The following is a 24,454-nucleotide window of genomic DNA, read 5'->3' on the forward strand; positions in this document are numbered from 1 at the left end:
TATTTCTTGCCGCTTACTTTCCGGTAAACAATTTTTTCAGCATACCGAATATGCCCGTTTTTTGTTTTACCGGCTGAGTTTGTGCCGAAGACTGTACCGGCGCCTTTCCGGTTCGGCTCCGCTGTTCCGGCATTCGGTCTTGGTTAGGCCGTCTCTTTTGCTTTGCTCCCTGCCGTGTATCGCCCGTTTGAGACGGAACATATTTATCACCTTTGCGCCGCTTTTTCTCAGGCTGTCCCTGCCGGTTTTTAGCGCGGTTTACTGGGGCTCCCGCCTTTCCTTTCTTGTCGGCAGCAGGCTGAGCATTGCGGCTTTCTTTGGCGCTTTCCGTACCCTCGTTGGGATCCCCAAAGGCGGCGCTCTCCTGTGAGGCAAGTTTTTTTCCGTACCGGTTTTTGTAATATGCCATCCGCTCTTCAAAGCTCAAACCGCCGAGTGAGTCGGCAGATTTTCTATCGGTTTTGTCTTCTCCCTGCGTGCCTTTCTTTTTGCGTTTGGAATCGGCAAGTCGGGACGCAGGTTTCGCTGTTTTAGCGCCGCGCCGGGAGTCTCTCTCTTCCCGCCTCGATTTTTCGCCGGGGCGCGGTTTGCGTCCGAACCGTCCGCCGGATCGTTCTTCGTCAAAGGAGTCGCGGTCAAGCCGTATATACTGATCGGCGCTGCGGTCTTTTTCAAAATCCTCTTCGCCGGGAATAACAACCGGTATCTTTGCTTCTATATACTTTTCGATATCGGGAAGGTTGTACACATCCTGTTCCGAGCAGAGACTGTACGCAGCGCCAGTCTTTCCCGCCCGCGCCGTTCTACCGATTCGGTGTACGTAGTTCTCCGCCTCATTCGGAAGGTCGTAGTTGATAACCATTGCGAGGTCGTTGATGTCGATTCCCCGCGCCGCGACATCGGTTGCAACCAAACAGCTGAGTTTACCCGCCTTAAACGAATCGATAATATGCAGCCGCTTCGGTTGGGGCAAATCGCCGATGAGGAACTCCGTCGCATAGCCGTTAATGCGCAGCCGCTTTGCAACAATCTCCGTTGTCTTTTTGGTATTGCAGAAGATGATAGCATTCTCCGGTTTTTCGTTACGCAAGATACCGAGCAGCAGGGACATCTTTTGCTCCGCAGCCACGTGGAACAGCTTCTGATTGATTTCATCAACCGTCACATTATCCGCATCGATGGTGATTTCTTTTGCATCGATGGTGTATTCCCATGCAAGGTTTTTTACCCATGTATTTAAGGTCGCGCTGAACAGCATCGTTTGCCGCTCTTCCGCCTTGGACAATACCGAAAGGAGGCTGCGCAAATCGGGATAAAAGCCCATATCGAACATACGGTCTGCTTCATCAACAACTAAAAAGCCGACGTTTTTCAGCTTCATGGTTTTTGATTTTTCAAGATCGATAACGCGACCGGGGGTACCGATGATAAGGTCTACTCCGTTTTTAAGCGCTTCTTCCTGCTGCTGATACCCGACGCCGCCGTAAAAGCTCGCGGCACGGATCCCCGTATGTTTACCTAATTTAAGCGCTTCTTCTTCGACCTGTACGGCAAGTTCCCGCGTGGGAACAAGAATCAAAGCGGGGCGGCGGTCTTCGGTTCCTGCAGCAAGCATCCGCTGCATCAGCGTTACCAGATACGCAGCTGTTTTTCCCGTACCTGTTTGGGATTGTACATAAAGATCGGAACCGTCCATTCCTGCGGAAAACACCTGCTCTTGAACAGGCGTGCATTCAATATAACCGGCTTCTTCAAGCCCCTGTAAAAGAGTGGAATTAAGATTACAATTAGAAAAATTCATTTGCCGATAAGTATAGCACACGGGGGCAATCATGAATAGCGGATTAAAAGATTTTTACCTCGATAAAGCTCCGTTTAAAATGCACTTAAACGGCAAAAAGAAACTATTGTCCAACTCTTGCACTTTTTGCATTAAAAGACTATGCTGTATGCAAATCGGATATATTATATTGAATAATATAATATACACACCCATTCACACCATACTTTAGAAGGACGATATTATGCCTGAAAAAAACCTCGTAATGATTGACGGTAATACTGCCGCCGGTCACGTTGCGCATGCACTCAGCGAAGTTATCGCAATCTATCCTATTACGCCGTCAAGCCCGATGGGGGAAGTTGCCGATGAGTATTCCGCCCACGGAAAAACCAATATCTGGGGAACCGTGCCGCAAGTCGTCGAATTGCAATCCGAAGGAGGAGCCTCCGGAGCCGTTCACGGTGCATTAACCACGGGAGCGCTCTCTTCAACCTTTACCGCATCACAGGGGCTCTTACTGATGATCCCCAATATGTACAAAATTGCCGGTGAGCTTACCAGCACGGTATTCCACGTTGCAGCCCGTGCTTTGGCAACCAGTGCACTCTCCATCTTCGGCGACCATCAGGACGTTATGGCATGCCGCCAAACCGGTTGGGCAATGCTGGCTTCCAACTCCGTACAGGAAGTTATGGATCTCGCGATTATCGCTCATACTGCGACGCTTGAAGCGCGCGTTCCGTTCCTCCACTTCTTCGACGGTTTTAGAACCTCTCACGAAATTCAGAAGATTGAAGAAGTTTCGCAGGATGTGATGCGCCAGATGGTCAATGACGATCTGGTACGCGCACACCGTCTCCGCGGCTTAACGCCGGAAAAACCGATGATTCGCGGAACCGCTCAGAACCCCGACGTATACTTCCAAGCGCGCGAAGCGGTTAATAAATACTATCTGGCAACCCCCGAAATCGTTCAGCGGGTTATGGATAAATACGCGACCTTAACCGGACGCGCTTATCACTTGTTCGACTATTATGGCGATCCCAATGCGGAATCGGTCATCATTCTGATGGGTTCCGGTGCTGACACGGTAGAAGAGACCGTAGACTATCTGAATAGCCAAGGTAAAAAGTACGGCTTACTCAAAGTACGCTTATACCGCCCCTTCAGCGCGGAAGCCTTTGTAAAAGCATTGCCCGCTTCCGTACAGAATATCACCGTACTCGACCGCTCAAAAGAACCCGGCTCGCTCGGCGAAGCCCTCTACGAAGATGTGCGCACTGCAATCGGTGAAATGCAGGCTGCAAAGAAATGCCCCTTTACTCACTATCCCGTTATCCTCGGTGGTCGCTACGGTATGGGTTCAAAAGAATTCACTCCGGCAATGGTTAAAGCCGTATTCGATAATATGGAAGGAGAAAAGAAGAGCAACTTTGCCGTTGGTATCGAAGACGACGTAACGCATGTAAGCCTTGCCTACGATCATCACTTCCATGTTGACGATTCCGGTATGCATCAGGCGATGTTCTACGGGCTCGGCTCGGACGGTACGGTCGGCGCTAACAAGAACTCCATCAAAATTATCGGTGAAGCGACCGACAACAACGCGCAAGCCTATTTTGTGTACGACTCCAAGAAGTCCGGATCAATTACCACATCGCACCTGCGCTTCGGCAAGAAAAAGATCCGCAAGCCCTACCTCGTCGGACAAGCAGACTTTATTGCGTGTCATAAATTCACCTTCCTCGAAACCTACGATATGCTCAAGAGCCTTAAAAAAGGCGGTACTTTCCTTTTAAACAGCCACTGGAATAAGGATGAAGTATGGGAGCATCTGCCGATAGAAGTGCAGAAAGACCTTATCGCGAAAGAAGCGAAGTTCTACGTTATCGACGGTGTCAAGATTGCGGAAAAAGCGGGTATGGGCAACCGTATCAACGTCGTTATGCAGACCGCATTCTTTAAGATTTTCGGTATTTTGCCCGAGGACGAAGCGGTAGCGCTGATTAAGAAATTTATCGAAAAATCCTACGGCAAGAAAGGACCGGAAATCGTTCAGAAGAACATCAAGACCATCGATATGGCGCTTGAAGGGGTTGAACAGGTTACCTATCCCAAAGAGGCGACGAGTAAACTTTCTCGCCATGCCGCAATGAGCGCCGATGCGCCGGAGTTTGTCCGCAAAATATTAGGCAAAATCGCTATCAATGAAGGTGATGCGGTAAAGGTGAGCGAAATTCCGGCAGACGGTACCTTCCCGACTGCAACGACTCAGTATGAAAAACGTGCAATTGCAGAGCATATACCGATTTGGAAGAGCGAACTCTGTATTCAGTGCGGTCAGTGTACCATTGTGTGTCCTCATGCTGCTATCAGAATGAAGGTCTACGATAAATCCAATATCGGCCATGCGCCTTCCGCATTCCGCTCTATACCGTATAAGGGCAAGGAATTCGATAATTTCCTCTTTACCATTCAGGTTTCTCCCGAAGATTGTACGGGATGTGGTATCTGCGTGGAGCAGTGTCCTGCAAAGTCTAAGGAAAATCCGGCGATTAGAGCGATTAATATGGAAGGCTTTGTCGAGCACCGTGCTGTTGAATCGGAAAATTGGAAGTTCTTTATGAGCCTTCCCGACCCCGATACGCGCAAGGTCAACTTGAGCCAGCCGAAAGGTATCGGTATGCGCCGCCCACTCTTCGAGTTCTCCGGCGCTTGCGCAGGTTGCGGTGAAACTCCCTATATCGGTGTTCTGTCGCGACTCTTCGGCGATCGTGCCGTTATTGCAAACGCGACCGGTTGTTCTTCCATTTACGGCGGTAACCTCCCCACGACTCCGTATGCAAAACGCGCGGACGGACGAGGGCCGGTATGGTCGAACTCCCTCTTTGAAGATGCTGCCGAATTCGGTTACGGTATGCGCTTAACCAGCGATAAGCTTGCGGAATACGCGCGCGAAGTTGCCGGAAAGCTCAAAGAGAAAGGTATCGCTGCGGCCACTATCGATAAGGTGTTGAGCAATACGCAGGCCGATGATGCGGCAATCGATGAGCAGCGCGGCTTTGTTGCCGATCTGAAAAAGGAATTGGAAAAATCTTCCGACCCGCTTGCAAAAGAGCTGTTGTCCTTGACCGATCACTTTGTTAAGCGTTCCGTATGGATACTCGGCGGTGACGGCTGGGCGTATGATATCGGCTACGGCGGCTTGGATCACGTGCTTGCTTCCGGTAGAAACATCAACGTACTGGTACTCGACACGGAAGTGTATTCCAACACCGGCGGTCAGATGTCAAAGGCAACGCAGATCGGCGCTATCGCAAAATTCGCCGCATCCGGTAAAGAGACCAGCAAAAAAGACCTCGGTATGATGGCGATGAGCTACGGCTATGTGTATGTTGCGCAGGTTTCCATGGGTGCAAATATGTCGCAGGTTATCAAGGCGTTCCGTGAAGCTGAAAGCTATGACGGGCCTTCGATCATCATCGCATATAGCCATTGTATCAACCACGGTATCAACATGACGAAGGGTATGTCGAACCAGAAAGAGGCCGTTACCTGCGGTCTGTGGCCGTTGTACCGCTACGATCCGCGCTTAACAGATCAAGGTAAGAACCCCTTCCAGCTTGACAGCAAAGAGCCGGACTTTAACCTTGCAGACTTTATGTACAAAGAAGTACGCTTCAAGTCGTTAAAGAATGCAAACCCCGAACGTGCTCAAATGCTGCTTGATAAAGCGGTTGCGAAGGCAAAGCGGCGCTGGCAGGAGTATAAGTATCTGGCCGACCGCCCGTTCTAAGCGGATACTGAATAGAGAATGCCTCTAACGATCAAATAAAATTGTTAGAGGGGCTCCAGTAATGTAACGATAAAAACAAGCCGCTTGCTTCCGGTTGGAGGCAAGCGGCTTTGTTATGAAAGGCACTGTAAAAGTTTTGCAGTGCCTTTTTTTTATGTGTGAGGAAGCATCTCCGATATGCCGCGCCGAAAAACACGAAGCTTTCTACCGGCCTCCCGAAGCCCCGCCGCAAATAGTTTTTTATTCGTGCGGAAGGGTTTAATACCCCGACGCTTGCGTCGGGGTTGTTGATTATTTAGGCAGCAGGATAAGCCGCAAGAGTATTGAAAATACTATCACCTTTCATATTTTTATATTTCTCGTTGACAAATTTTTAAGAGCGAAGGTATAATCAACCCCATCCAGGCTCTTGAAAAACCGTTTTGAGGCTTTTAAGATGCCCTCTTGTTTTTTCAAAAATTTACAGGAACGAAAAAGGAGTTTTCTAACATGAAAAAATTTGGAATTGTAGCGGTTTGTTTGTTGTTAACCGGGCTTATTGCCGGATGCGGACAGCAAAAGAAAGCGGACGATGTGCTGAGTGTTATCAATAATGCGAAAGACACAAGCATTGAACAGTTAATCGAGCGTGCAAACTGATAATAAAAAACTACAGGAAAGATACTTCAAGCCTTTTTATGTGACTTTTCGGGGTGAAAATCGGGGAAAATCCCCGTTCTAAGCCTTTCAAAAAATCACACAAGGGTTTGTACTAACCTGTGGTCATGTATGAAATTGTAGGTTTTAAGCAACAAAAAACACCGTATTACTACGATGTTTTTCGTTGTTCATATTCTGTTTAAGATACTGGCAAACTGGAATTGTTCTAAGTCTTCTCGGTTGCACCTTCTTGCCCTTCGGACAAGGAGTCTCCCTCGTTCAAAGAGCTCGGTCAATTTCTGTTTAACGATTTCTTTTTCCGGTATTTTCTGTCCCTCGGATTTCCTCATGATAGAAATAATCCACGATCACCGGATGTCCCTGCGGGACTCTGCCATAAGGCATTTCATTATCCACAAAGGGACAATCATACTTTTTAGCCATTCCCTCAGCTTTTACTTCAAGTGCTTCAAAGTAGCTGCGGTTATGCTTGTTATAGATCTCATCGTAAAGCGGTACAAGATCAGGATATTTTCCAGCGATATAATCCATAATCGTCTTCTTGAAACCGCCCCGAAGATTGAGATTTTCGAGCCAGAACAGATCGCACTGACCCTTTACCCGCTCAAAGATCGCTTCAAAATCCGTGATACCGGGGAATACCGGGGATACGAAACAGACTGTACGGATACCTGCATCATATACCTGCTTCATAGAAGCGATACGACGCTCAATGCTCGAAGCAGAGTCCATATCGTTCTTGAAATTTTCATCCAGTGTGTTGATCGACCATGAAACGGTTACTCGTCCAAGCTTCTTCAGCAGATCAATATCCCGTACCACAAGATCAGACTTTGTGCAGATTAGAATATCTGCGTCACTGCCGATCAGCTGCTCCAGAAGTTTTCTGGTATTCCCGAATTGCTCCTCCTGTGGATTGTAGCCATCCGTCACAGAACCGATGACCACCCGCTGCCCGGCATACTTCTTCGGATTTTTAATTTCCGGCCAATGCTTCACATCAAGGAAAGTGCCCCATTCCTCCTTGTGTCCGGTAAAGCGCTTCATAAAAGAAGCATAGCAATACTTGCAGGCATGTGTACAGCCTACATAGGGATTGACCGAGTAACCGCCTACCGGCAGACTGGACTTGGTCATGATGTTCTTTGTTTCCACCTCACTAATGAGGATTCCATCGATTACTTCTGCCATGATCTCTGTACCACCAACACTTTATTGAATTCTTCTGGCATTTCCTGAATCATATTTTCATCCCCTATGATAGAGACAAGGTCTTCCTTCATAAACACCGGAATGCCGAGCGCGTGTGCCTGATCCGTCAGAGACCATGCCCACTCCGGCTCCGTATGAACCTTCCTGCTCTGAGCTCCAGTCATGGTGCCGACAACAATCCAGTTGATTCCGGAAAGGTCAACTGAACCGGGATCGTCGAATAACGGTTCAAAGGTAACATGGTAGTGTTTTGCTCTGACGTTTTTCCGAAGGGCGTCAATACGCCACAGTTCTGCTTTCCTCGTTACCGTAACGCCAAACCATGCGTTTTCCAGATCGGTATCAAAATCCAGCAGATCGGGGCGCTTGGTAAGAAACAGGAACTGATGCTGTGGATTTTCACGGATCTTTGCAAATACCTCGTCTCTCCATTCCAGCTTCCATCCGGAGAGATCGCTCATGCCGGTAAGAAGAAAGTTCTGCGGACGTTTCTTTTTCATCATCTTGAGCTTACCCGGGAAGAACTCAGGAACAGCGAAATCATCAATCATATGCCAGCGCCTCACATTGTTGCGGGCATAGCAATATGCACACCCCACTGTGCAGCCGATGACGATATTCATATTCTGAATCTGATTTTTGATACAAATACTCATGACTCCTGCCAATCCTCAAGATTCTTTCTGATGCGGTCGAGGCATTCCTCAAACCGGGTAATTTCTTCCTCCGAAAAACCTTTGTAGTAAATGCTGCCCATATCATCAGATACAGAATCGTACTCGCCCTTTAAGGCATGTGCTTTCTCAGTCAGAAACAGGAGTGTTTTCCTTTTGTCCGTTTCAGACTGAACGCGGCTTATCAGCCCTTGATTTTCCATTCTTTCCAGCATCGTCGTAAGAGAAGTTATCGCTAATCCACATTTGATCGAGAGTGACCCAATTGGGATTCCATCCTCCTGCCACAGCACATAAAGAATACGCCCCTGGGCTCCATTGAACGCATCAATATTCTTTTCACTGAGAATCCTCTCAAAGATCCGGTCTCCAAGCTGTTTTATTTTGGTGACCAGAAATCCTCCATTCATTTCCATACAAAAGATCCTATATAGTAGTTTATCAAATCATACTATATAGGAGTTTTATTGTCAACAGTTTGTATGTCTAAATAGAGGTAAACTCCGATAGAACGAATTTTGAAAAGCGTTTAACTGCCGATAATATCAAGGCTTCAACAGTATCAGCACTAATTGTATGGGAAGTACAAGAATTAACCCTGCTTGCATACCCGCCGCAACGGTAAGAATACTGGATAGAACCATCTTTCTTCTTTGTCCAGCGTATTTTATCTTTTTCGTTGACAAGTTTTTGAAAGCAGCGGTATAATCAACCTCATCCGGGCTCTTGAAAAACCGTTTCGAATCTTTCAAGGTGCCCGCTTATTTTTTCAAAAATTTACAGGAACAAAAAAGGAGTTTTCTAACATGAAAAAATGTGGAATTGTAGCGTTTTGTTTGTTACTAATCGGGCTTATTGCCGGATGCGGGCAGCAAAAGAAAGCGGACGATGTGCTGAGTGTTATCAATAATGCGAAAGACACAAGCATTGAACAGTTAATCGAGCGTGCAAAGGCGGAAACCGGTGATTTTACCGTGTACTCCACCTCCTCGAAAACCGATAAAACGGTTAAGGCGTTCTTTGCTAAATACGGACTGCAAGGAACCGGCTCCGGCGTAAAGCAGAATGAAAAAGATTTCTATTCTGCTATTGAAAAGTTGATTGACGGTGGTTCGGCAGAAATTGATGCAGTCGTTACCCAGAACGGAGCTTCTTTAAGTGTTGAATTAGGCGCTGGAAATCTTATCAATTATAATCCCGTTGTACCCGGCGCAGCGAAGAGCGATATGTACGCGTTTATGTACTATTTTAAAGAATTTGCAATGGATAAAAAATTCGATGAAGAGCTTTCCAATGTGTGGGATTTAATCGACACCTCATCGGCAGTCTATTACCGGAAAGCGGGAGAGCCGATTAACCAGCTGTTTATGGCAGCGTTGACAACCGATGCATGGGCACAAAAATTGTCTGCTGCCTATGACGAAAAATACGGTGCAGGAACATGTGATTCCGCTGTTGCTGCCGGAGGCTTTAAGAATGCAGGCTATTTATTTATAGACGGTTTTTTGAAAAAAGCAACCGATTACGAAAGTGAAGGAAAGATAGCCTCCAAGATTGTTGTCGATGCAGAAAAGCCTGTTATCGGATTTTCTCCGGTAACAAAGTATTCAACCGGTGCAGAAGGAACGTACAACAAAGTAAAATTTTTCAATAAAATGAAAGGCTTCAACGGTTATGCGTATAAATTTTATACGCAGATTGCAAAAACAACCGACCGTCCATATACGGCGATGCTTTTTATTAACTATCTGTCAACGGCAGAAGGCATTGCAACCTATCAGGAAGGGAATGGAGTGTATTCTACAAATAGCATGGTACAACAGGACATAGATTCGTTACTCGACGGATTTGTGCTGGAAAATTATACCGATGTAAAATCAGATTGGGCATCGATTGTCAAACTTCTTGAAGGGTATAATTGATCCGGTTTGTATCTTGTATATATATGAAACCTATGACACTTACCGTGAAGAGGGCCGGCAACAAGTTAAAAGCGTTTTTCTCTCAGCCCTCAAATATCATTCTTACCGTTGCGCTCATTTTACTCGGTGCAACGACTATCTTCCCGCTCATTTCGATGATTATCGAAAGTTTTACCGTACATTTACGGGAGGCTTTGTTTCATGGAGAGCCGGCGGGAAGCATATCGCTCAGCGGATGGAAATCGCTTTTACTCACGTCGGACTATAACTACAGTAAAAATTACTTTTACGTTCCGCTGTTTAACTCAATCTCCATGGCGTTGATTGCTTCCGCAGTTGCGATTGTTATCGGCGGAGTATTTGCATGGTTTATCAACCGGACGAACATCCCGCTGAAAAAACCGATATCGGCGCTGCTTTTATTTCCGTACATTATGCCGTCGTGGACGATTGCACTTTTTTGGCACAATATGTTTGCTAACGTAACGGTGCACGGATGCAGTGCAAACGGGATTATCGCTTCGTTATTCCATGTCTATGCACCGGAGTGGTTTGTTTACGGACGATTCCCTATCGGGATGACGCTCGGTATTCACTATGCGCCGTTTGCCTATATTCTGATCGGCGGTATTCTGAAAAACATGGATGCCAATCTTGAAGAAGCGGCAACCATTCTAAAAACGCCGCGCTGGAGAATCCTTACAAAGATTACCTTACCGATTGTAGCTCCTGCGATGATGAATACGTTTTTGCTGGTGTTCGCCAGTTCCGTAAGCGCGTATGCGGTACCCGTTTTTCTCGGTACTCCTATCGGCTTTATGACGTTAACTACCTCGATGACCTACTTTAATCAGGCGTATCCGGCGCAAGGCTATGCAGTCGGTATCGTGCTGGTAGTATTAGGGCTATTCGTACTGGGCATCAACAACCTGTTTACCGGAAAACGGAAGTCATACACAACGGTAACCGGCAAGAGTTCGCAAGTATCATTCATCAATTTGAAAGCAGCGCGGCGGCCGCTTGCAGCAGCAGGTCTTCTTATCGTCTTCGCTATCTCCATTCTGCCGATGATCACCTTTGCACTGGAATCGGTACTGAAAAGCGCCGGTAATTATACACTCGGCAATATGTCGTTTAATTTCTGGATCGGAGACCCCAATTCGCAAGCTCTGCAAGCGCAATACTATAACTGGGAAGGCGGTATTTTGGTCAATGCACATGTATGGAGTGCGCTGGGGCATAGCTTACTGCTCTCACTTGCCTGCGCACTGATTGCCGGTACGTGTGGACTGTTGGTCGGCTATGCGGTCGTAAACAAACGGCATTCCAAGCTATCAAAAATCGTGAGCACACTTGCGTTTATTCCATATCTTATTCCTTCGATGGCATTCGGTATGGCGTACCTTGCACTGTCGGTTAACTGGTCGTTTTTATACGGGTCGTTTTTTCTACTCGTGTTGGTCGGCGCTATTAAATATATGCCTTTTGCAACGAAGTCCGCCACAGGCGCGATGCTGCAGCTGTCAGGCGAAATAGAAGAAGCCGCAATTTTAACCAATACGCCGTGGTGGAAACGGATGCTGAAAATTATCTTTCCGATTCAAAAGCCGAGTTTCTTGTCGGGATATCTCTTGCCGTTTATCTCGTGTATGCGCGAACTGTCTTTGTTTGTGCTTTTGATTGTGGATAGTAACTTCATTACAACAACCCTGCTGATGTATTACAACGAAAAAGGATATTCTCAGTACGGCAATGCGTTAAACTTATTGATTGTCATTATCGTGCTGCTTATCAACTGGATGGTGAATAAATTGACAGGCGCAAGCGTTACCAAAGGCGTAGGAGGAAAATAAGATGTCTGAGATTATATTGGAACAGGTGACAAAGCAATGGGGAAAGTTTGTCGGCGTTGATAACCTCAATATGACAATAGACGACCGTGCATTTGTAACGCTGCTTGGTCCTTCCGGCTGCGGAAAAACGACAACGCTCCGGATGATTGCGGGACTGGAAACGCCTACATCGGGAAAGATTATTATCGACGGTACACCCGTCTTCGATTCGGAGAAAGGAATCAATGTGCCGCCGTCAAAACGGAATGTCGGCTTTTTGTTTCAAAACTATGCGTTGTGGCCGCACATGACGGTGTATCAAAATATCGCATTCGGCTTGCAAAACTTAAAGTGGGATAGCCGGCGCATCAGAGAACGGGTGGCGGAGCTGCTTGCCTTGCTGAAAATCGAGCAATTTGAAAAAAGATATCCGAGTGAGCTTTCAGGCGGACAACAGCAGCGGGTTGCCATTGCGCGCACGCTTGCTCCCAATCCAAAAATTTTATTTATGGATGAGCCGCTGTCAAACCTTGATGCAAAGCTGAGGACGGAAATACGGGTTGAACTGAAACGGCTGCACAGCACTACCGATTCCACATTTGTGTATGTTACGCATGATCAGTTGGAAGCGATGACGCTTTCTACGAAGGTCTGCATTATGGAAAAGGGACTGTTAAAGCAATACGCCGCTCCGCTCGAAATGTACAATAAGCCGTCGTGTGTATTTGTCGGCGACTTTATCGGCAATCCTACTATGAATTTTATCGAGGCGGAATACCGTAAGGGTACCATTCAATTTTGCGGATTGCAGGCGGAATTTGTCAGCGATACGCCGCTCCCATTTGAAGAAAAAAGCGTTATTCTCGGCATTCGTCCTGAATATGTGCAGATAAGCGAACATGGAAGTGCAGAGGGAACCGTCTTTTCAACCTTACCTGCGGGCATGGAAACAACCGTTAAGATCAATTCACACGGCACCATTCTTACTTCCGTTGTGTTCGGCAGTGTCGATTATGACATTGATAAAAAAGTCTCATTCGATTTTTCCGGTAACTCCATCATCCTCTTCGATAAAGAAACCGAAGCAAATATTGCAATGGGTCACTTGGGCATCTCTAAAACTCAAGGTTAGTTTTTAGGGGTTCACACTTGCAGTTTAATGGATAGCAGCATGACATCAGAAACATTACATCACCTCTACGATTATTTGATTCCGCTGGTAACGGGAGCCTATCGGGAAGCATCACGGTATAGTGTTCAAGGAATTGAAAAAAAAGAATTGAACGATATTGCCACGTTTACCGACCGGTTTATGGAACAAGCAATTGTAGAAGGCATCCGGCAGCGCTTGCCCGATCATACGTTTATCGGCGAAGAATACGGCGAAAACCGTGGGGAAAGCCCGTACGAATGGCTTATCGATCCGATTGACGGTACGGTGAATTTTGCTGCCGGTATTCCAATGTTCGGCACAACGCTCGCCTTGCGGAAAAATAAAGAAACGATTTTCGGTATCATATTCGATTGGCCGAATAACGCTATTTATTACGCAATCAAAGGCGAGGGAGCGTACTGCGGCACTATGAAACTGCGGGTGTCGCAGCGTTCGCGGCTTGACGAATCGATTGTCAGTATTTGTTTAACATCGAGTTATAATGCCGAATACAGCGGAAAAGTACTCGACCTTATACAAAAATTGCAGCCGCACGTACGCGGCATACGGATAATTGTTTGTACGGTTTATGAGCTTATCTGGCTTGCCACCGGCAAAAGCGAAGCGATGATCAACGTCAAGCCGTCAATGGGTTTAAGCTCCTGCGCCGGTAAGTTGATTGTCAGCGAAGCGGGCGGTAAGGTAACCAACCTATCGAATAAGCCGCGACAAGAAATCGATGATTTATTAATCACCAACTCGGTTATCCATGATGCAGTGTATAACATTATCGCGCAGAAAGATACCGATAAAATTGTACATGCAACCGATTCATTTCATCGGGAGCTTTCATCGAATGCCGGTACATAAACATATATCCGAAACGGCTTTTGAAAATGAGCGTAAAAATATGCTGTAATATCCGGACGGGCAAAAGTCTTAAAAGATGCATTTTCGGCGGTGAAAGTTTTGCGCCGGAATGATACAGCGTTTGAAGGTTCTTTTTGATTTGCCGTACGGTTTCATTCATAATGCTCGATTCTTTCCAAACCGTTTCCGGATTTTTTGCTTTATAATACGCATCGGCAATCGGAACAACCATCGCCAGATGACAGAGCTGCCAGCAGTGCATATCTTTTACAATCCCATGCGGTATGTTCGATGCGGTAAAAAGAGCGGCAAGTTTTTTCAAACGTTCGGATTTATTCCCATTGATTTCGGCAAAGGTCGTAACTTGAATAATACGCGGCGTAAAGTCCGCGTTAAGGATGCCGTTTTCATAACTGCCGCCTGCACCCGGAAATGCCGGTATAATACGTCCTGTTCCGCAAATACGTTCCCAATTACCGTACGGTTCAAGCGTGTTGACCATTGTAACAATATTCGGACTGATATTGTGCTTCAACTCTTGTAACGCCGTATGTACTTGATTTTCCTTTACCGTTAGAAAAATAAAATCATACCAATCATCTTTTTCCAATGTACCGATAACGGTAACATTTGCTTTGCATACTTTGCCGCTTTTCTCATACTGTAGACCGAGGGTTCTCAGTGCTTTAAGCCTTTCCCCTCGCGCGTACACCGTGGTGTTATATCCTGCTTCAGCAAACGCAGCGGCATACAAACTGCCGATTACACCTGCACCGTAGATTAAGAGTTTCATTTTACTACCTGTCTAATAGCCATACAGTTTTCAGTTTCCTATCGTCAGTATAGAACATTTTTATCTTTGATGGTATGCTCTCGGCACAACTCATTCAAGGAACTTACCATGCCAAAAACCCTCATTATTCTTGCTCACCCTACTATTTCTCAATCTACCGTTCATAAACACTGGGCGGCTGCAGTGCGGCAACACACCGATCGCTTTACTGTCCACGAACTGTACACTGCCTATCCTCAAGGTAAGATTGATGTAGCGGCTGAACAAAAATTGATAGAAACTCACGATGCACTGGTGTGGCAATTTCCCGTATACTGGTTTAATTGTCCGCCGCTACTGAAACAGTGGTTTGATGAAGTGCTGACTCATGGCTGGGCTTATGGCTCGAAAGGCAAAGCGCTTACGGGCAGAAAAATTGCACTTGCCGTCTCGCTCGGTGCGCCGGCCGTAGACTACCGCGCTGACGGTGCTGTCGGGTACAGCGTTGCCGAAGTACTGCGTCCGTTTGAACTGACAGCGAAATACTGCAATGCAGACTACCGCCCGCCGTTCATCTTCCATACGATAGACAGTAACGCGGGATATAGCGAAGCTGCACGGCAAGAGGTAGAACAGAGCGCAAGGGACTATTTAGCTTGGTTGAATGCACTGCAACAAGCGTAAAGTGTTTCTTAATATCGACTACATTAGGAGGGAAACAATGGCAATTCCAACGTATGAAGAGTGCATGTTACCGCTTATGAAAATTGCAGAAGATGGTAAAGAGCATTTATTTAGAGAAGCTACTGACGCATTGATAAATCAATTTAATTTAACTGAGAAAGAAAAACAAGAATTATTACCAAGCGGCTCAGCATTTGTTATTAATAATAGAATTGGATGGGCAAGAACATATTTAACAAAAGCAGGTTTGTTACTCAAAACGAAGAGAGGTTATTTTCGTATATCAGAAGAAGGAAAAAAACTCTTGCAAAAGAAGCCTGCATTTATCAATACCAAAATGCTCAAAGAATATGATGCTTTTAATGAATTCCAGACGACAAAAGAGCCTGATAATTCTGAAAATAATAAAACTGAACATAATATTCAACAAAGCATTACCCCACATGAATTGCTTGAAAGCGGTTATCTCAGTATAAAAGATGAATTGGCAGATGAGTTATTGTCTACCATTAAAAATATCAGCCCTTCAAAATTTGAAAAATTAGTGATTGATTTATTGGTTAAGATGGGATACGGCGGTTCAATCAAAGAAGCTGCCACGGTAGTTGGAAAGTCCGGCGATGAAGGAATTGATGGCATCATTAAAGAAGATAAGTTAGGCCTTGATGTTATTTACATTCAAGCAAAAAAATGGGATAGCGGTACTATCGGACGCCCCGAAATACAAAAGTTTGCGGGGGCATTGTTAGGGAAAAAAGCGAAAAAGGGGATATTTATTACTACCTCAACATTTACAAACGAAGCAAAGAAATATGTTACCGATATTGATGCGAAAATAATACTACTTGACGGAAAACAATTGACCGAATTAATGATAGAAAATAATCTTGGCGTAAGCACACAAGATGTTTATACAATAAAACGGATTGATTCGGATTATTTTGAAGAGAATTAATATTTAGGGCATCCTGAGTCTTCTTTCTCTAGCGGTATGGAATTTCTGTCATTCCAAAATATCCACATTTCAAAACCGGTAATGTCAGCAAGCTGCTGTAATGATTGTATCATATACACATCTTTATTGTATTTTAAATAATATCAAAACATAATCATTTCTGTTACCTCCGTATCATCACGATAAACGATGCCGATTTCTTATTTATGGCAATCTATCTCCTATATCATTTACCAATTCAATATCGATATATTTCCGATACTGCTCAAAGTCTTTATCTAATGTAAATATCAAAAAATTATTATTATGAGCAACGCTGCATATCAAATGATCGATATGTAAACCTTGGATGCGATACCATTGACATTTTTGATTGTTTGCGCCACTATCCCTACCCTTGTATTTTACGGAGGTTTTTATGACATCTAAAAAGTATTTACAGGCAGCTGTAGGGGCTGCTTTGTTGTCGGTGTGCCTGTTTGCAGGCTGTGCCAGTGTTCCTGCTACCGCGGTATCGGATACTGCAGCAGCTTCAGAACTTGCTGTTATGAAAGGTTCATGGCAGCCCCTCAGCCGTTTTGAAGATGATGCTGTTTTGCAGGATGTATACGCCAAAAATGCTGCCGCAATGCCGTACTATAGTGAAGGCGGATTAAAAGCAGCAGTACATTATGCGGTGGCTGCGCCGGTGATAAAAGCTGTTTTTGACGGTTCAAATACGGTAGTGTTTACTGTACGTACTGCCGACGGTTCTGAGAAAGAGGTTTTGTGTGAATATACCTTTAAAGGTACACGCCCCATGGTTGAAGATTCGACTCGCAATTGGCTCACATTTGAAGCGGTAAAACCAATTCAAGAATTAAAGAATTTGCGCTATTTTGTTGTTACGGCTCCTCAAGTTGATAAAAAAACCGGAATAAAATCATTTGATGCCCGCTTCGGCAAATGGGGAATTCGATCGTTGGTACATGGGGATCCTTTGAAGCGAGCTCCTTTTGTAGAAGCAAATCTTCCAAAAGAAGAGGTACTTAAACAGTTTACGGCTGTTATCAATACAGTGGCAGCAGAAAAATTACCCAAAGAGCCGCTTGCGTTATATAATGGCAAATGGGTAAATTCAGTTACCGTTTGCGAAGATCCGCGCCCTGCTATTCAAAATGTTTACACGCAATTGATTAAAGAATTTGCCGGACAAAATCCGAAGGGCGGTGATTATACAAAAGAAGATATTATGGCACTGGTGTACAAGGCATTCGGTACCGCCGATGATTTTACTCATATTGAATTTGTTGCAGGAAATGGTAAAAATGAGATTATCGTATGGAAAGGCAATAAAGAAATCAGCCGCAGTTCATATATACAAGATAGTGCACATGCTGCACATCCGGCATACCGCGCATTTTCCGCTACTGATCCTGCATTTAAAGGCAAGTTGGCTCATTTCGCAATTACCATTCCCCACGCTGTCCCGCCTCACATGCATTTCTGGTACGGGACTTCCGTCGAAGAAGCCGCAAAAATGAAGAGCGCTCCTACCTGTATACGTGCTGATGTATCTGAAGAAGAAATGGTGCAGCATGTTCTTGATAGCTGCCGGAGCTTTTTAAAAGGTTCTATGCATTAATTAAAACGGAGCTGTATTACCGATGGCAAAAACAACTAGTTTTTACCATCGGCAGGAGTATTAAAAACGCTCCGCACAAATAAACGACGGGAATCCTGTTACACAAAGATTCTATACTTTAAACTGATTAATCCTCGCATTATTGACTCCAAAGAAGCTTCATAGAGTTTCATTTATAATTCCTGTCTAATAGCCGTACAGTTTTCCGATATGGTTATATATTGTAAGTTTAGCTTTCATAATTTATCTTAAAAATCCCGTGTCGTATCAGAAATTTCCAATTCTATTGCCTAATTATGTTTTCCAGTTTTCTAATTCTAATAATGGAATATTCTTAAAATGCTTTGTATTATTCGTTACTAAAGTCAAATCATTGTAAATTGCCGTTGGACTTGTAACATTGCCATACTATGCCTCCATATCTACTATACGGCAAGTAATATGAAAAAACAAGCAAAGCTCATGATTTCTTTCTCACGCTATTATCTGACAAAAACAAATGTGACTTCTTGACTTTTTCTCTCGTTCGGTGCATTATAGACAGACACTCGTTCTGTGAGTGTTTTTTTCTTTGTACGGTTAGCCTCATCTAACATGTAAAACAAAACCGAAGGAGCTGATTTTTGAAGCGTAACAGCAAAAAACCTGAAGTCCGTAAACAGGAATTGATTGAAATTGCGGCAAAGCTCTTTGCAGAAAAAGGATATGAGGCGGTATCCGTACGAGATATTCTTGATGTTGTTGACGGCGCTCCCGGTATGTTTTATTACTATTTTAAGTCAAAGCAAGATATTTACGTTGCAGCTATGGAGCAATACATTTCCGAACGCTTGGAACGAAAGTGCCGGATGCTGGAAGACGATACCGTTCCGTTTTCTAAAAAACTTGCTGCGTTCCGTAGTATGATTCGGGAAGATATCAGCGGGTATACGGAGCGGTTTATACCAAACGGCGATGTGTCCATTTCAGATGCTTCGTATAAAATTTGGGATTTTCTCCAAATGTTAAACCGCATGATTAAACCGTACGCCAAGTTTCTTTTGCAGGCATATAATGACGGCCATTTATCCGATAGGCTAAAACTAACGGAAGAAAATGCGGAACTGTTTGCGACATTTATACTCTACGGTTCGTGGGGAACTATCTATAACGGAAAGTTTACCAAGAGCGCTCAAAACTTCACGATGGAGGATGTAATAGCAGTTACCGACAAACTATTGCAATAAATAATAAGGGTGAATATCTATAATTATATATAAGGAGTTTTTTATGGACAATCAAAAAAACACAAAGTCTTCCAGAGGAGCGATTGCCGCAGGTCTTTTTATCGCGCTCTATTTGGTAATCTTCGTCATCATCGGCGTGATTTGTATGCCTATTGCAGTACTTTTCTTGCTGATGCCCGAACTGCTGGCTTTCTTTGCAGCGCCGGTCTACCATACGATGCTGACAAAGGCGCCCGGGTGGATTTCGATCTTTCTTGCGGCGGTCATTCCCAGTCTGGTTTTAATTGCTACCGGGCATATCCCCATTGCGCCGTTGGTTTCCGTTCCGGCCGGTCTTATTGCCGTACTGTTATCAAAGAAAGGCCAATACAAAAGTTTTAAGTGGAACACAATCAGCCACATGGTTTTTTCTTTAAATGTATTCGGAGGCTTTCTCCCTATTTGGTTTATGCGGGAGTATTTTTTTCAGCGTACACTTAAAGGCGGCATGAGCCAAGCGTTTGTCGATACTGTCCGCTTGCTTACCCCATGGTGGGGGCTTCTTGTTATGATGATTGCAACGGCGCTCTGTTCGCTGCTCGGTTCTTTGTTCACAAAAAAAGTATTGCATAAACGTTTGGAAAAAGCAGGTATTGTATGAAGCATTCTGCGGGCGGACTCTATACAACAAAACGGCAGAATAACGGATTAGTGTTTGATCCCAGAACTAAATTGATATTACTGATTGAATTTGATATTCTGATGTTTTTAGGCCGCTCGCTATTCTATGAAATGGGCGTGTTCTTGCTGTGTTCCCTCATTCTTGCGGTCGGAGGACACCGGAAAAACGCAATCAAGTGCATCGGCATCTTTGCAGTCTGCGCCGCTATTGAACAACTGATACACCCCTATATGTCTCATTCTTTGATTTCGCTGGTTTACTTTGCCGTTGCGCTGATACGCAAGGTTTTACCGATTTTTATTTTAACAAAGTGGTCTGTTGAAACAACAAAGGTGAGCGCTTTTGTAGCTGCACTGTGGAAGATGCGCCTTCCAAAAAATATGATTATAACCGGCTCCGTAATTTTTCGCTGCTTCCCTACCATTCGAGAAGAATGGACTGCAATTCAATCCGCGATGCGTATGCGGGGCATTGAATGTAATGCGCGGAGTCTTTTATTCAAACCGTCGGAAACGATTACGTATATATTGATTCCCCTTTTTATTTCAATCTTGAACATCAGCGATGAACTGGCAGCTGCGGCATTATGCAGGGGGCTTGATAATCCGGGCACACATACCTGTATGACGGAGATAGGTTTCAAGCGGCAGGACGTAGCGCTTTTGATTCTTGTTACAGGTATTTTTGCCGGTATGTGCATTGTTAGAATACTGGGAGTGAGGCTATGATCCATATTCAAAATGTTTCTTTTACGTATGAACAAGCGGATACGCCAAGCCTCAAAAATATCAACCTCTCTGTTAAAACAGGCGAATGCGTCTTGCTCTGCGGAAAAAGCGGGTGCGGAAAAACCACGCTGATACGGCTTCTCTGCGGTATGCTGCCTGACTTTTATAACGGAGTTTTTACAGGCAGTGTGTCGGTGAAAGGAATTGATCCCGTTACCGCACCGATGTATGAGATTGCAAAAACAGTCGGTACCGTTTTTCAAAATCCACGTACACAGTTTTACACCGTTAATACGACAAGTGAAATTGCATTCGGATGTGAAAATTTCGGAATGGAGCCGAAACTCATTCGAGATAGAGTATATGAAACCGCCGATGCGCTGCATATAAACTCGCTCCTTGACCGAAACATTTTTCAACTTTCAGGCGGAGAAAAACAAAAAATCGCATTCGCAAGTATTTATGCCGTTAATCCCGATATTTACGTCTTGGATGAACCTTCTTCCAATTTGGACAATCACGCTATCAATGAATTGCGATCGATGCTGCAGTTTTTAAAAGCGCACGGAAAAACCATCGTCATCGCGGAACACCGAATCCGGTATCTCAAAGAATTGGCGGATCGTGCGGTATATATGAAAGAAGGACAAATTGAAAAAGAATACACCATGCAAGAATTGGATTCTATGTCGATCGCAGAACGGATGGAAACCGGTATACGGCCGGTTTCGTTAGGCGGTTTTTCTTCTATTATAAAAGAGCAGAGCGAAAGCACCGGAGATATCGGAGGTAATGCATCGATACAGATGAAAGACGTTTGTTTTTCTTATACGAAATATAAGGGACAGCCTTCGCTCACTATACCGGAGGCTTGTTTTCCGGCAGGAACCGTCATTGCGGTTACCGGAAACAATGGAGCGGGAAAATCGACATTGGTTTCAGTGATAGGTGGATTATTAAAAAATAAGAAAGGCACTGTTAAGCTAAACGGAAATATTCAATCGGCAAAAGAACGCTTATTCGTGAGCTATATGGTGATGCAGGAAGTAAATCATCAGTTGTTTACGGACAGCGTAAAGGAAGAAATTGTGCTCGGCGTTAAAAATCCGGACGAGGGGGCGTTGAATGCCGTTTTGACCAAGATGGATATAGAGCGTTTAAAAGACCGCCATCCTATGACGTTATCCGGCGGACAAAAACAACGTGTCGCGATTGCGGCAGCAGTCTTTTGCAAAAAGAAAATTTTGATATTTGATGAACCGACAAGCGGTCTTGACTTCTTTCACATGATGCAAACGGCAGAACTCATTAAAACGCTGAAAGCCGATGACACCTATATATTTGTCATTACGCATGATTATGAATTGATTGCGGCGGCCTGTGATATCGCCGTTGAAGTGAAAAACGGCCGCATTGAATCGCAGAACGTATTAGATACAAAGGGGATTCAGCAATTACAGAACTCTATGTTTTCGTGAGGTGATGAGAGGCCATTGTTGATTTTGAATACGGGGGCGGGACTGTATACGCTGCTTTGCTTGGTGTTATCATTTATTAAAAGATACAACGCGGTGTTGTATGCATGATTTACAATCAGGTTCGGATCAATCGTGTGGCGGCAAACTACGCTACGGCAGTATCGGAATCGTACGAAAAACATTCGGCATCTCCCAAACGCTTTTGCATCACCGCTTCCATCTGCTCTCGAGGCGACATTGTTACCGGCGCTTTAAACAAGAGCTTTACAATAAAAATACCGCCGACTTTTTCTTCTTTGGTTAAATCCTGTTGAAAAATTTTATCCATATTTCACCTACCCTTCTATTATTTATACAGCGCAATTTCTTTTTCTATAATCTCTTGCTTTACGGATTTTATCAATGTTTTTACATTTGTCTTGCAATCGTAAATAAAATACGATTGTACCGCTCCGTCATATTCTGAAAACAGAATTTCTTCGCCGCCGAGAAAGCGGAACGTAATTATGGAAGACGCAATCTCTTTCACATGCGTACCGTCGTAATCGGAAACGTAAAGCGCAATATTATCTTTGCTGTTTAAAATCTTATCGTTTGTTGTATCATTTTTAATGACGGCATACACATTGCACTCATGAGGATACCTCGGGGGCTGCTCATCCTCAACTGCTGCTAAGCAATATTTATAGATGAAAACATTTGCCGGAAACAACTTGTATTCTTCCCGCCCATTATTTTTCACAAAAACAAGGTTTGTGATACCATCTCCATCAGAATTTCTTCCTATCAAATTCGAAAATCCATTTCCCGACCACTTGGATTTTTCCGTACCGTATGCCTCATCCACCTTAATCGCCGAACTTTTCACGCTAAAAATATATACATCTTTTATTTTTCTCTCAAATTCCAGATGTTCTTTAATTTCTACTTGTACATCCTCGACAACTGCAATCTGCTGCGCCCGTGTTCGATGAAACGGTAACAAATCATTGATGAGTGCTGAACCCAGAGCTATAATCCCCAAAAAAGCAAAAACAAACACCAACACAAAATCCGCTTTTTTGATAAACTCAAAAATCTTCTTTTTCATTTTTCCTCCGCAATCCTTTCAGCAATGGTCTTTGAGATTATTATAGTTTGTATGTTCTCAAATTTAGTACATAACAGATTTAACCAAAATAAAAAGTATTAAATTCCTCTCAGGCGCAGCTTTGTCATCGGCAATTTTCATACATTCGGTTCTTACCAGAGAATGACGATTTAAATTAGCGGCGAGCGACCAAAAGGCTGCATTTTTTATAGATGCACGGTACAATTCTTCACCTGTTATATTCAGTGTTTTAATGAGTTTTTTAAAACTTTCAAGATGTTCCGTATAGCTATCTAACACGGAAATATCGCAGTCTTCCATGGGCGCATCCGGCTCCTCATTGTTATATTTAATATTAAAATCGGAAAGAAGTTTTATAAGCTCTTTTTTTTGTTCTTTAGTGCCCGCAAACGTCGTAATCTTATGCTTAAAAATATCTTCCCATGCTAACACCGAGGCAATTTTTCGAATAGGTGCGGAATCGCCTGTTGCAAAAAAAATACTCCAGAGTATATCGAGCTCCGTTGAATTAGTGATATCGGCTGTCAGCGGATCATACTTGGTCTTATCATCGATAATACCTTTGATAAAGCCTTTTAAATAAGCATCGTTTTCTTTTTCATAAAGCTTATTCAAAAGCTGTTTATCTTTGAGGCTGACAACCAGAATAAGGAATCGCCGCTCTTCGCTATCGCTTTTGCCATATATGGTCATAAGCTGATTGAAAGATTGTTCCGTAGGAAAGATTTTCGAAAAAAAGAATACCGTCGGATAATACCACGAGGCTTCTCTGTCAGGGTGATGGTCGTTAAAAAAAGATTCCAATAATTCCGGCGCTTTTTGGTAGTCTTTCGTTTTATAAAAATCCATTATTCGGTCATCGACGCTTCCGTATTCTTGTGCGACAGCATGCGTCCCACAGATTACGGCAAATACAAACATACAAAAAATACTGATAATAGTTTTCGGTTTTCGCATATACCGCCTCACTTCTCAATGATTATGCACGATATTTTAACCGATCTTACATAAACCGTCTATTCACAAAGAGAAATCAAAAGTGGAGTTGAAAAGCATTGCAAAATGGTCATACAATATGTTCAGATGATAACCGTGTTCCTTCCATGTATCGCCGCAAAATGACCATAAAATAATCACTAAAAATAAGGGACTGATAAGCCATATCATTTTTTGCAGTATACGGGCAATTAAAAAAAACGGAAGATTAAATAAATATGCCGGAAATATTCGATACGTTCTTACTCCCAGATTAAGAGTTTCATTGTATAGCCTCAGTTATTTTATTTCAAAAATCACAATAGTTGCTTAAATCA

General features: G+C 44.1%; 22 protein-coding genes and 1 pseudogene. 13 read left to right on the forward strand and 10 right to left on the reverse strand.

Translation table 11 applies throughout. The features are described 5' to 3' along the window. Window positions 1–13: 13 nt before the first annotated feature. Window positions 14–1,801 carry a DEAD/DEAH box helicase gene (locus E4N69_RS10595; protein ID WP_253823803.1) on the reverse strand — a complete coding sequence of 596 codons (1,788 nt, stop codon included), beginning with the start codon at window positions 1,799–1,801 and terminating at the stop codon, window positions 14–16. Window positions 1,802–2,024: 223 nt separating this feature from the next. Between E4N69_RS10595 and nifJ the strand changes: the two genes are divergently transcribed. Beyond that, a complete protein-coding gene (gene nifJ / locus E4N69_RS10600) occupies window positions 2,025–5,579 on the forward strand; it encodes a pyruvate:ferredoxin (flavodoxin) oxidoreductase (protein WP_253823804.1) in 3,555 nt (1,184 codons plus the stop codon). A 489-nt stretch (window positions 5,580–6,068) separates the two neighbouring features. After that, window positions 6,069–6,218 carry a hypothetical protein gene (locus E4N69_RS10605; protein WP_253823805.1) on the forward strand — a complete coding sequence of 50 codons (150 nt, stop codon included), beginning with the start codon at window positions 6,069–6,071 and terminating at the stop codon, window positions 6,216–6,218. A 303-nt stretch (window positions 6,219–6,521) separates the two neighbouring features. Here E4N69_RS10605 and E4N69_RS10610 read toward each other — a convergent pair whose 3' ends face one another. The 4 genes from E4N69_RS10610 to E4N69_RS12835 all read right to left on the reverse strand — a co-directional run bounded on the left by E4N69_RS10610 (window position 6,522) and on the right by E4N69_RS12835 (window position 8,791). Beyond that, window positions 6,522–7,430: a radical SAM mobile pair protein B gene (locus tag E4N69_RS10610; RefSeq protein WP_006188103.1), complete on the reverse strand. Its 909-nt coding sequence runs from the start codon at window positions 7,428–7,430 to the stop codon at window positions 6,522–6,524. After that, window positions 7,418–8,107: a radical SAM mobile pair protein A gene (locus E4N69_RS10615; RefSeq protein WP_253823806.1), complete on the reverse strand. Its 690-nt coding sequence runs from the start codon at window positions 8,105–8,107 to the stop codon at window positions 7,418–7,420. The genes E4N69_RS10610 and E4N69_RS10615 overlap by 13 nt, the downstream gene beginning before the upstream one ends. Then, entirely contained in the window at window positions 8,104–8,541 is a 438-nt protein-coding gene (locus E4N69_RS10620) for a radical SAM mobile pair system MarR family transcriptional regulator (protein ID WP_006188101.1), read from the reverse strand. Before E4N69_RS10620 ends, E4N69_RS10615 begins: the two co-directional genes overlap by 4 nt. Window positions 8,542–8,611: 70 nt before the next feature. Next, complete coding sequence (locus tag E4N69_RS12835) at window positions 8,612–8,791, reverse strand: recombinase zinc ribbon domain-containing protein (RefSeq protein WP_371922387.1); 180 nt, start codon at window positions 8,789–8,791, stop codon at window positions 8,612–8,614. A gap of 140 nt (window positions 8,792–8,931) precedes the next feature. On the opposite strand from E4N69_RS12835, the gene E4N69_RS10625 reads away from it, so the two are divergent. Genes E4N69_RS10625 through E4N69_RS10640 form a run of 4 tightly spaced genes read left to right on the forward strand, consistent with a single transcriptional unit; the run spans window position 8,932 to window position 13,902 of the window. Next, a complete protein-coding gene (locus E4N69_RS10625; RefSeq protein WP_253823807.1) occupies window positions 8,932–10,047 on the forward strand; it encodes a hypothetical protein in 1,116 nt (371 codons plus the stop codon). Window positions 10,048–10,070: 23 nt separating this feature from the next. After that, the gene (locus E4N69_RS10630; protein ID WP_253823808.1) at window positions 10,071–11,900 is read left to right on the forward strand and encodes an ABC transporter permease; all 1,830 of its coding nucleotides are present in this window, start codon (window positions 10,071–10,073) and stop codon (window positions 11,898–11,900) included. Window position 11,901: 1 nt separating this feature from the next. Beyond that, window positions 11,902–13,011: an ABC transporter ATP-binding protein gene (locus tag E4N69_RS10635; RefSeq protein WP_044015199.1), complete on the forward strand. Its 1,110-nt coding sequence runs from the start codon at window positions 11,902–11,904 to the stop codon at window positions 13,009–13,011. A 39-nt stretch (window positions 13,012–13,050) separates the two neighbouring features. Beyond that, entirely contained in the window at window positions 13,051–13,902 is an 852-nt protein-coding gene (locus tag E4N69_RS10640) for an inositol monophosphatase family protein (protein WP_253823809.1), read from the forward strand. Here E4N69_RS10640 and E4N69_RS10645 read toward each other — a convergent pair. Next, window positions 13,820–14,695, reverse strand: coding sequence for a ketopantoate reductase family protein (locus tag E4N69_RS10645; RefSeq protein WP_253823810.1), 876 nt, complete (start codon window positions 14,693–14,695; stop codon window positions 13,820–13,822). The genes E4N69_RS10640 and E4N69_RS10645 overlap by 83 nt on opposite strands. Before the next feature lie 108 nt (window positions 14,696–14,803). Between E4N69_RS10645 and E4N69_RS10650 the strand changes: the two genes are divergently transcribed. From E4N69_RS10650 to E4N69_RS10660, 3 genes are all read left to right on the forward strand, one after another. Next, the gene (locus E4N69_RS10650) at window positions 14,804–15,358 is read left to right on the forward strand and encodes an NAD(P)H-dependent oxidoreductase (RefSeq protein WP_253823811.1); all 555 of its coding nucleotides are present in this window, start codon (window positions 14,804–14,806) and stop codon (window positions 15,356–15,358) included. A 37-nt stretch (window positions 15,359–15,395) separates the two neighbouring features. Then, entirely contained in the window at window positions 15,396–16,313 is a 918-nt protein-coding gene (locus tag E4N69_RS10655) for a restriction endonuclease (protein ID WP_253823812.1), read from the forward strand. Between the two features lie 418 nt (window positions 16,314–16,731). Continuing rightward, on the forward strand, window positions 16,732–17,937 hold the full coding sequence (locus E4N69_RS10660; RefSeq protein WP_253823813.1) for a hemin-binding protein B: 1,206 nt from the start codon (window positions 16,732–16,734) through the stop codon (window positions 17,935–17,937). 294 nt (window positions 17,938–18,231) lie between these two features. Here the strand turns inward: E4N69_RS10660 and E4N69_RS12840 are convergent. Further along, window positions 18,232–18,324 (reverse strand): annotated as a pseudogene (locus tag E4N69_RS12840) (VapC toxin family PIN domain ribonuclease); the annotation flags it as partial. Window positions 18,325–18,560: 236 nt separating this feature from the next. On the opposite strand from E4N69_RS12840, the gene E4N69_RS10665 reads away from it, so the two are divergent. From E4N69_RS10665 to E4N69_RS10680, 4 genes are read left to right on the forward strand one after another with little or no spacing between them, the layout of a single operon-like run. Next, complete coding sequence (locus E4N69_RS10665; RefSeq protein WP_253823814.1) at window positions 18,561–19,163, forward strand: TetR/AcrR family transcriptional regulator; 603 nt, start codon at window positions 18,561–18,563, stop codon at window positions 19,161–19,163. A gap of 43 nt (window positions 19,164–19,206) precedes the next feature. Further along, complete coding sequence (locus tag E4N69_RS10670; RefSeq protein ID WP_253714386.1) at window positions 19,207–19,803, forward strand: MptD family putative ECF transporter S component; 597 nt, start codon at window positions 19,207–19,209, stop codon at window positions 19,801–19,803. Then, a complete protein-coding gene (locus tag E4N69_RS10675) occupies window positions 19,800–20,552 on the forward strand; it encodes an energy-coupling factor transporter transmembrane component T (protein ID WP_253823815.1) in 753 nt (250 codons plus the stop codon). Before E4N69_RS10670 ends, E4N69_RS10675 begins: the two co-directional genes overlap by 4 nt. Further along, window positions 20,549–22,030 carry an ABC transporter ATP-binding protein gene (locus E4N69_RS10680; protein ID WP_253823816.1) on the forward strand — a complete coding sequence of 494 codons (1,482 nt, stop codon included), beginning with the start codon at window positions 20,549–20,551 and terminating at the stop codon, window positions 22,028–22,030. Before E4N69_RS10675 ends, E4N69_RS10680 begins: the two co-directional genes overlap by 4 nt. Window positions 22,031–22,175: 145 nt before the next feature. On the opposite strand, the gene E4N69_RS10685 is transcribed toward E4N69_RS10680, so the two are convergent. From E4N69_RS10685 to E4N69_RS10695, 3 genes are all read right to left on the reverse strand, one after another. Next, on the reverse strand, window positions 22,176–22,358 hold the full coding sequence (locus E4N69_RS10685) for a hypothetical protein (protein ID WP_253823817.1): 183 nt from the start codon (window positions 22,356–22,358) through the stop codon (window positions 22,176–22,178). A gap of 18 nt (window positions 22,359–22,376) precedes the next feature. Beyond that, entirely contained in the window at window positions 22,377–23,120 is a 744-nt protein-coding gene (locus tag E4N69_RS10690) for a hypothetical protein (protein ID WP_253823818.1), read from the reverse strand. A gap of 63 nt (window positions 23,121–23,183) precedes the next feature. Beyond that, window positions 23,184–24,098 (reverse strand): hypothetical protein, encoded by a 915-nt coding sequence (locus E4N69_RS10695; protein WP_253823819.1) that lies wholly within the window; start codon window positions 24,096–24,098, stop codon window positions 23,184–23,186. Between the last annotated feature and the right edge of the window lie 356 nt (window positions 24,099–24,454).

It is taken from the genome of Treponema sp. OMZ 906 (genome assembly GCF_024181185.1).
GTDB lineage: Bacteria > Spirochaetota > Spirochaetia > Treponematales > Treponemataceae > Treponema.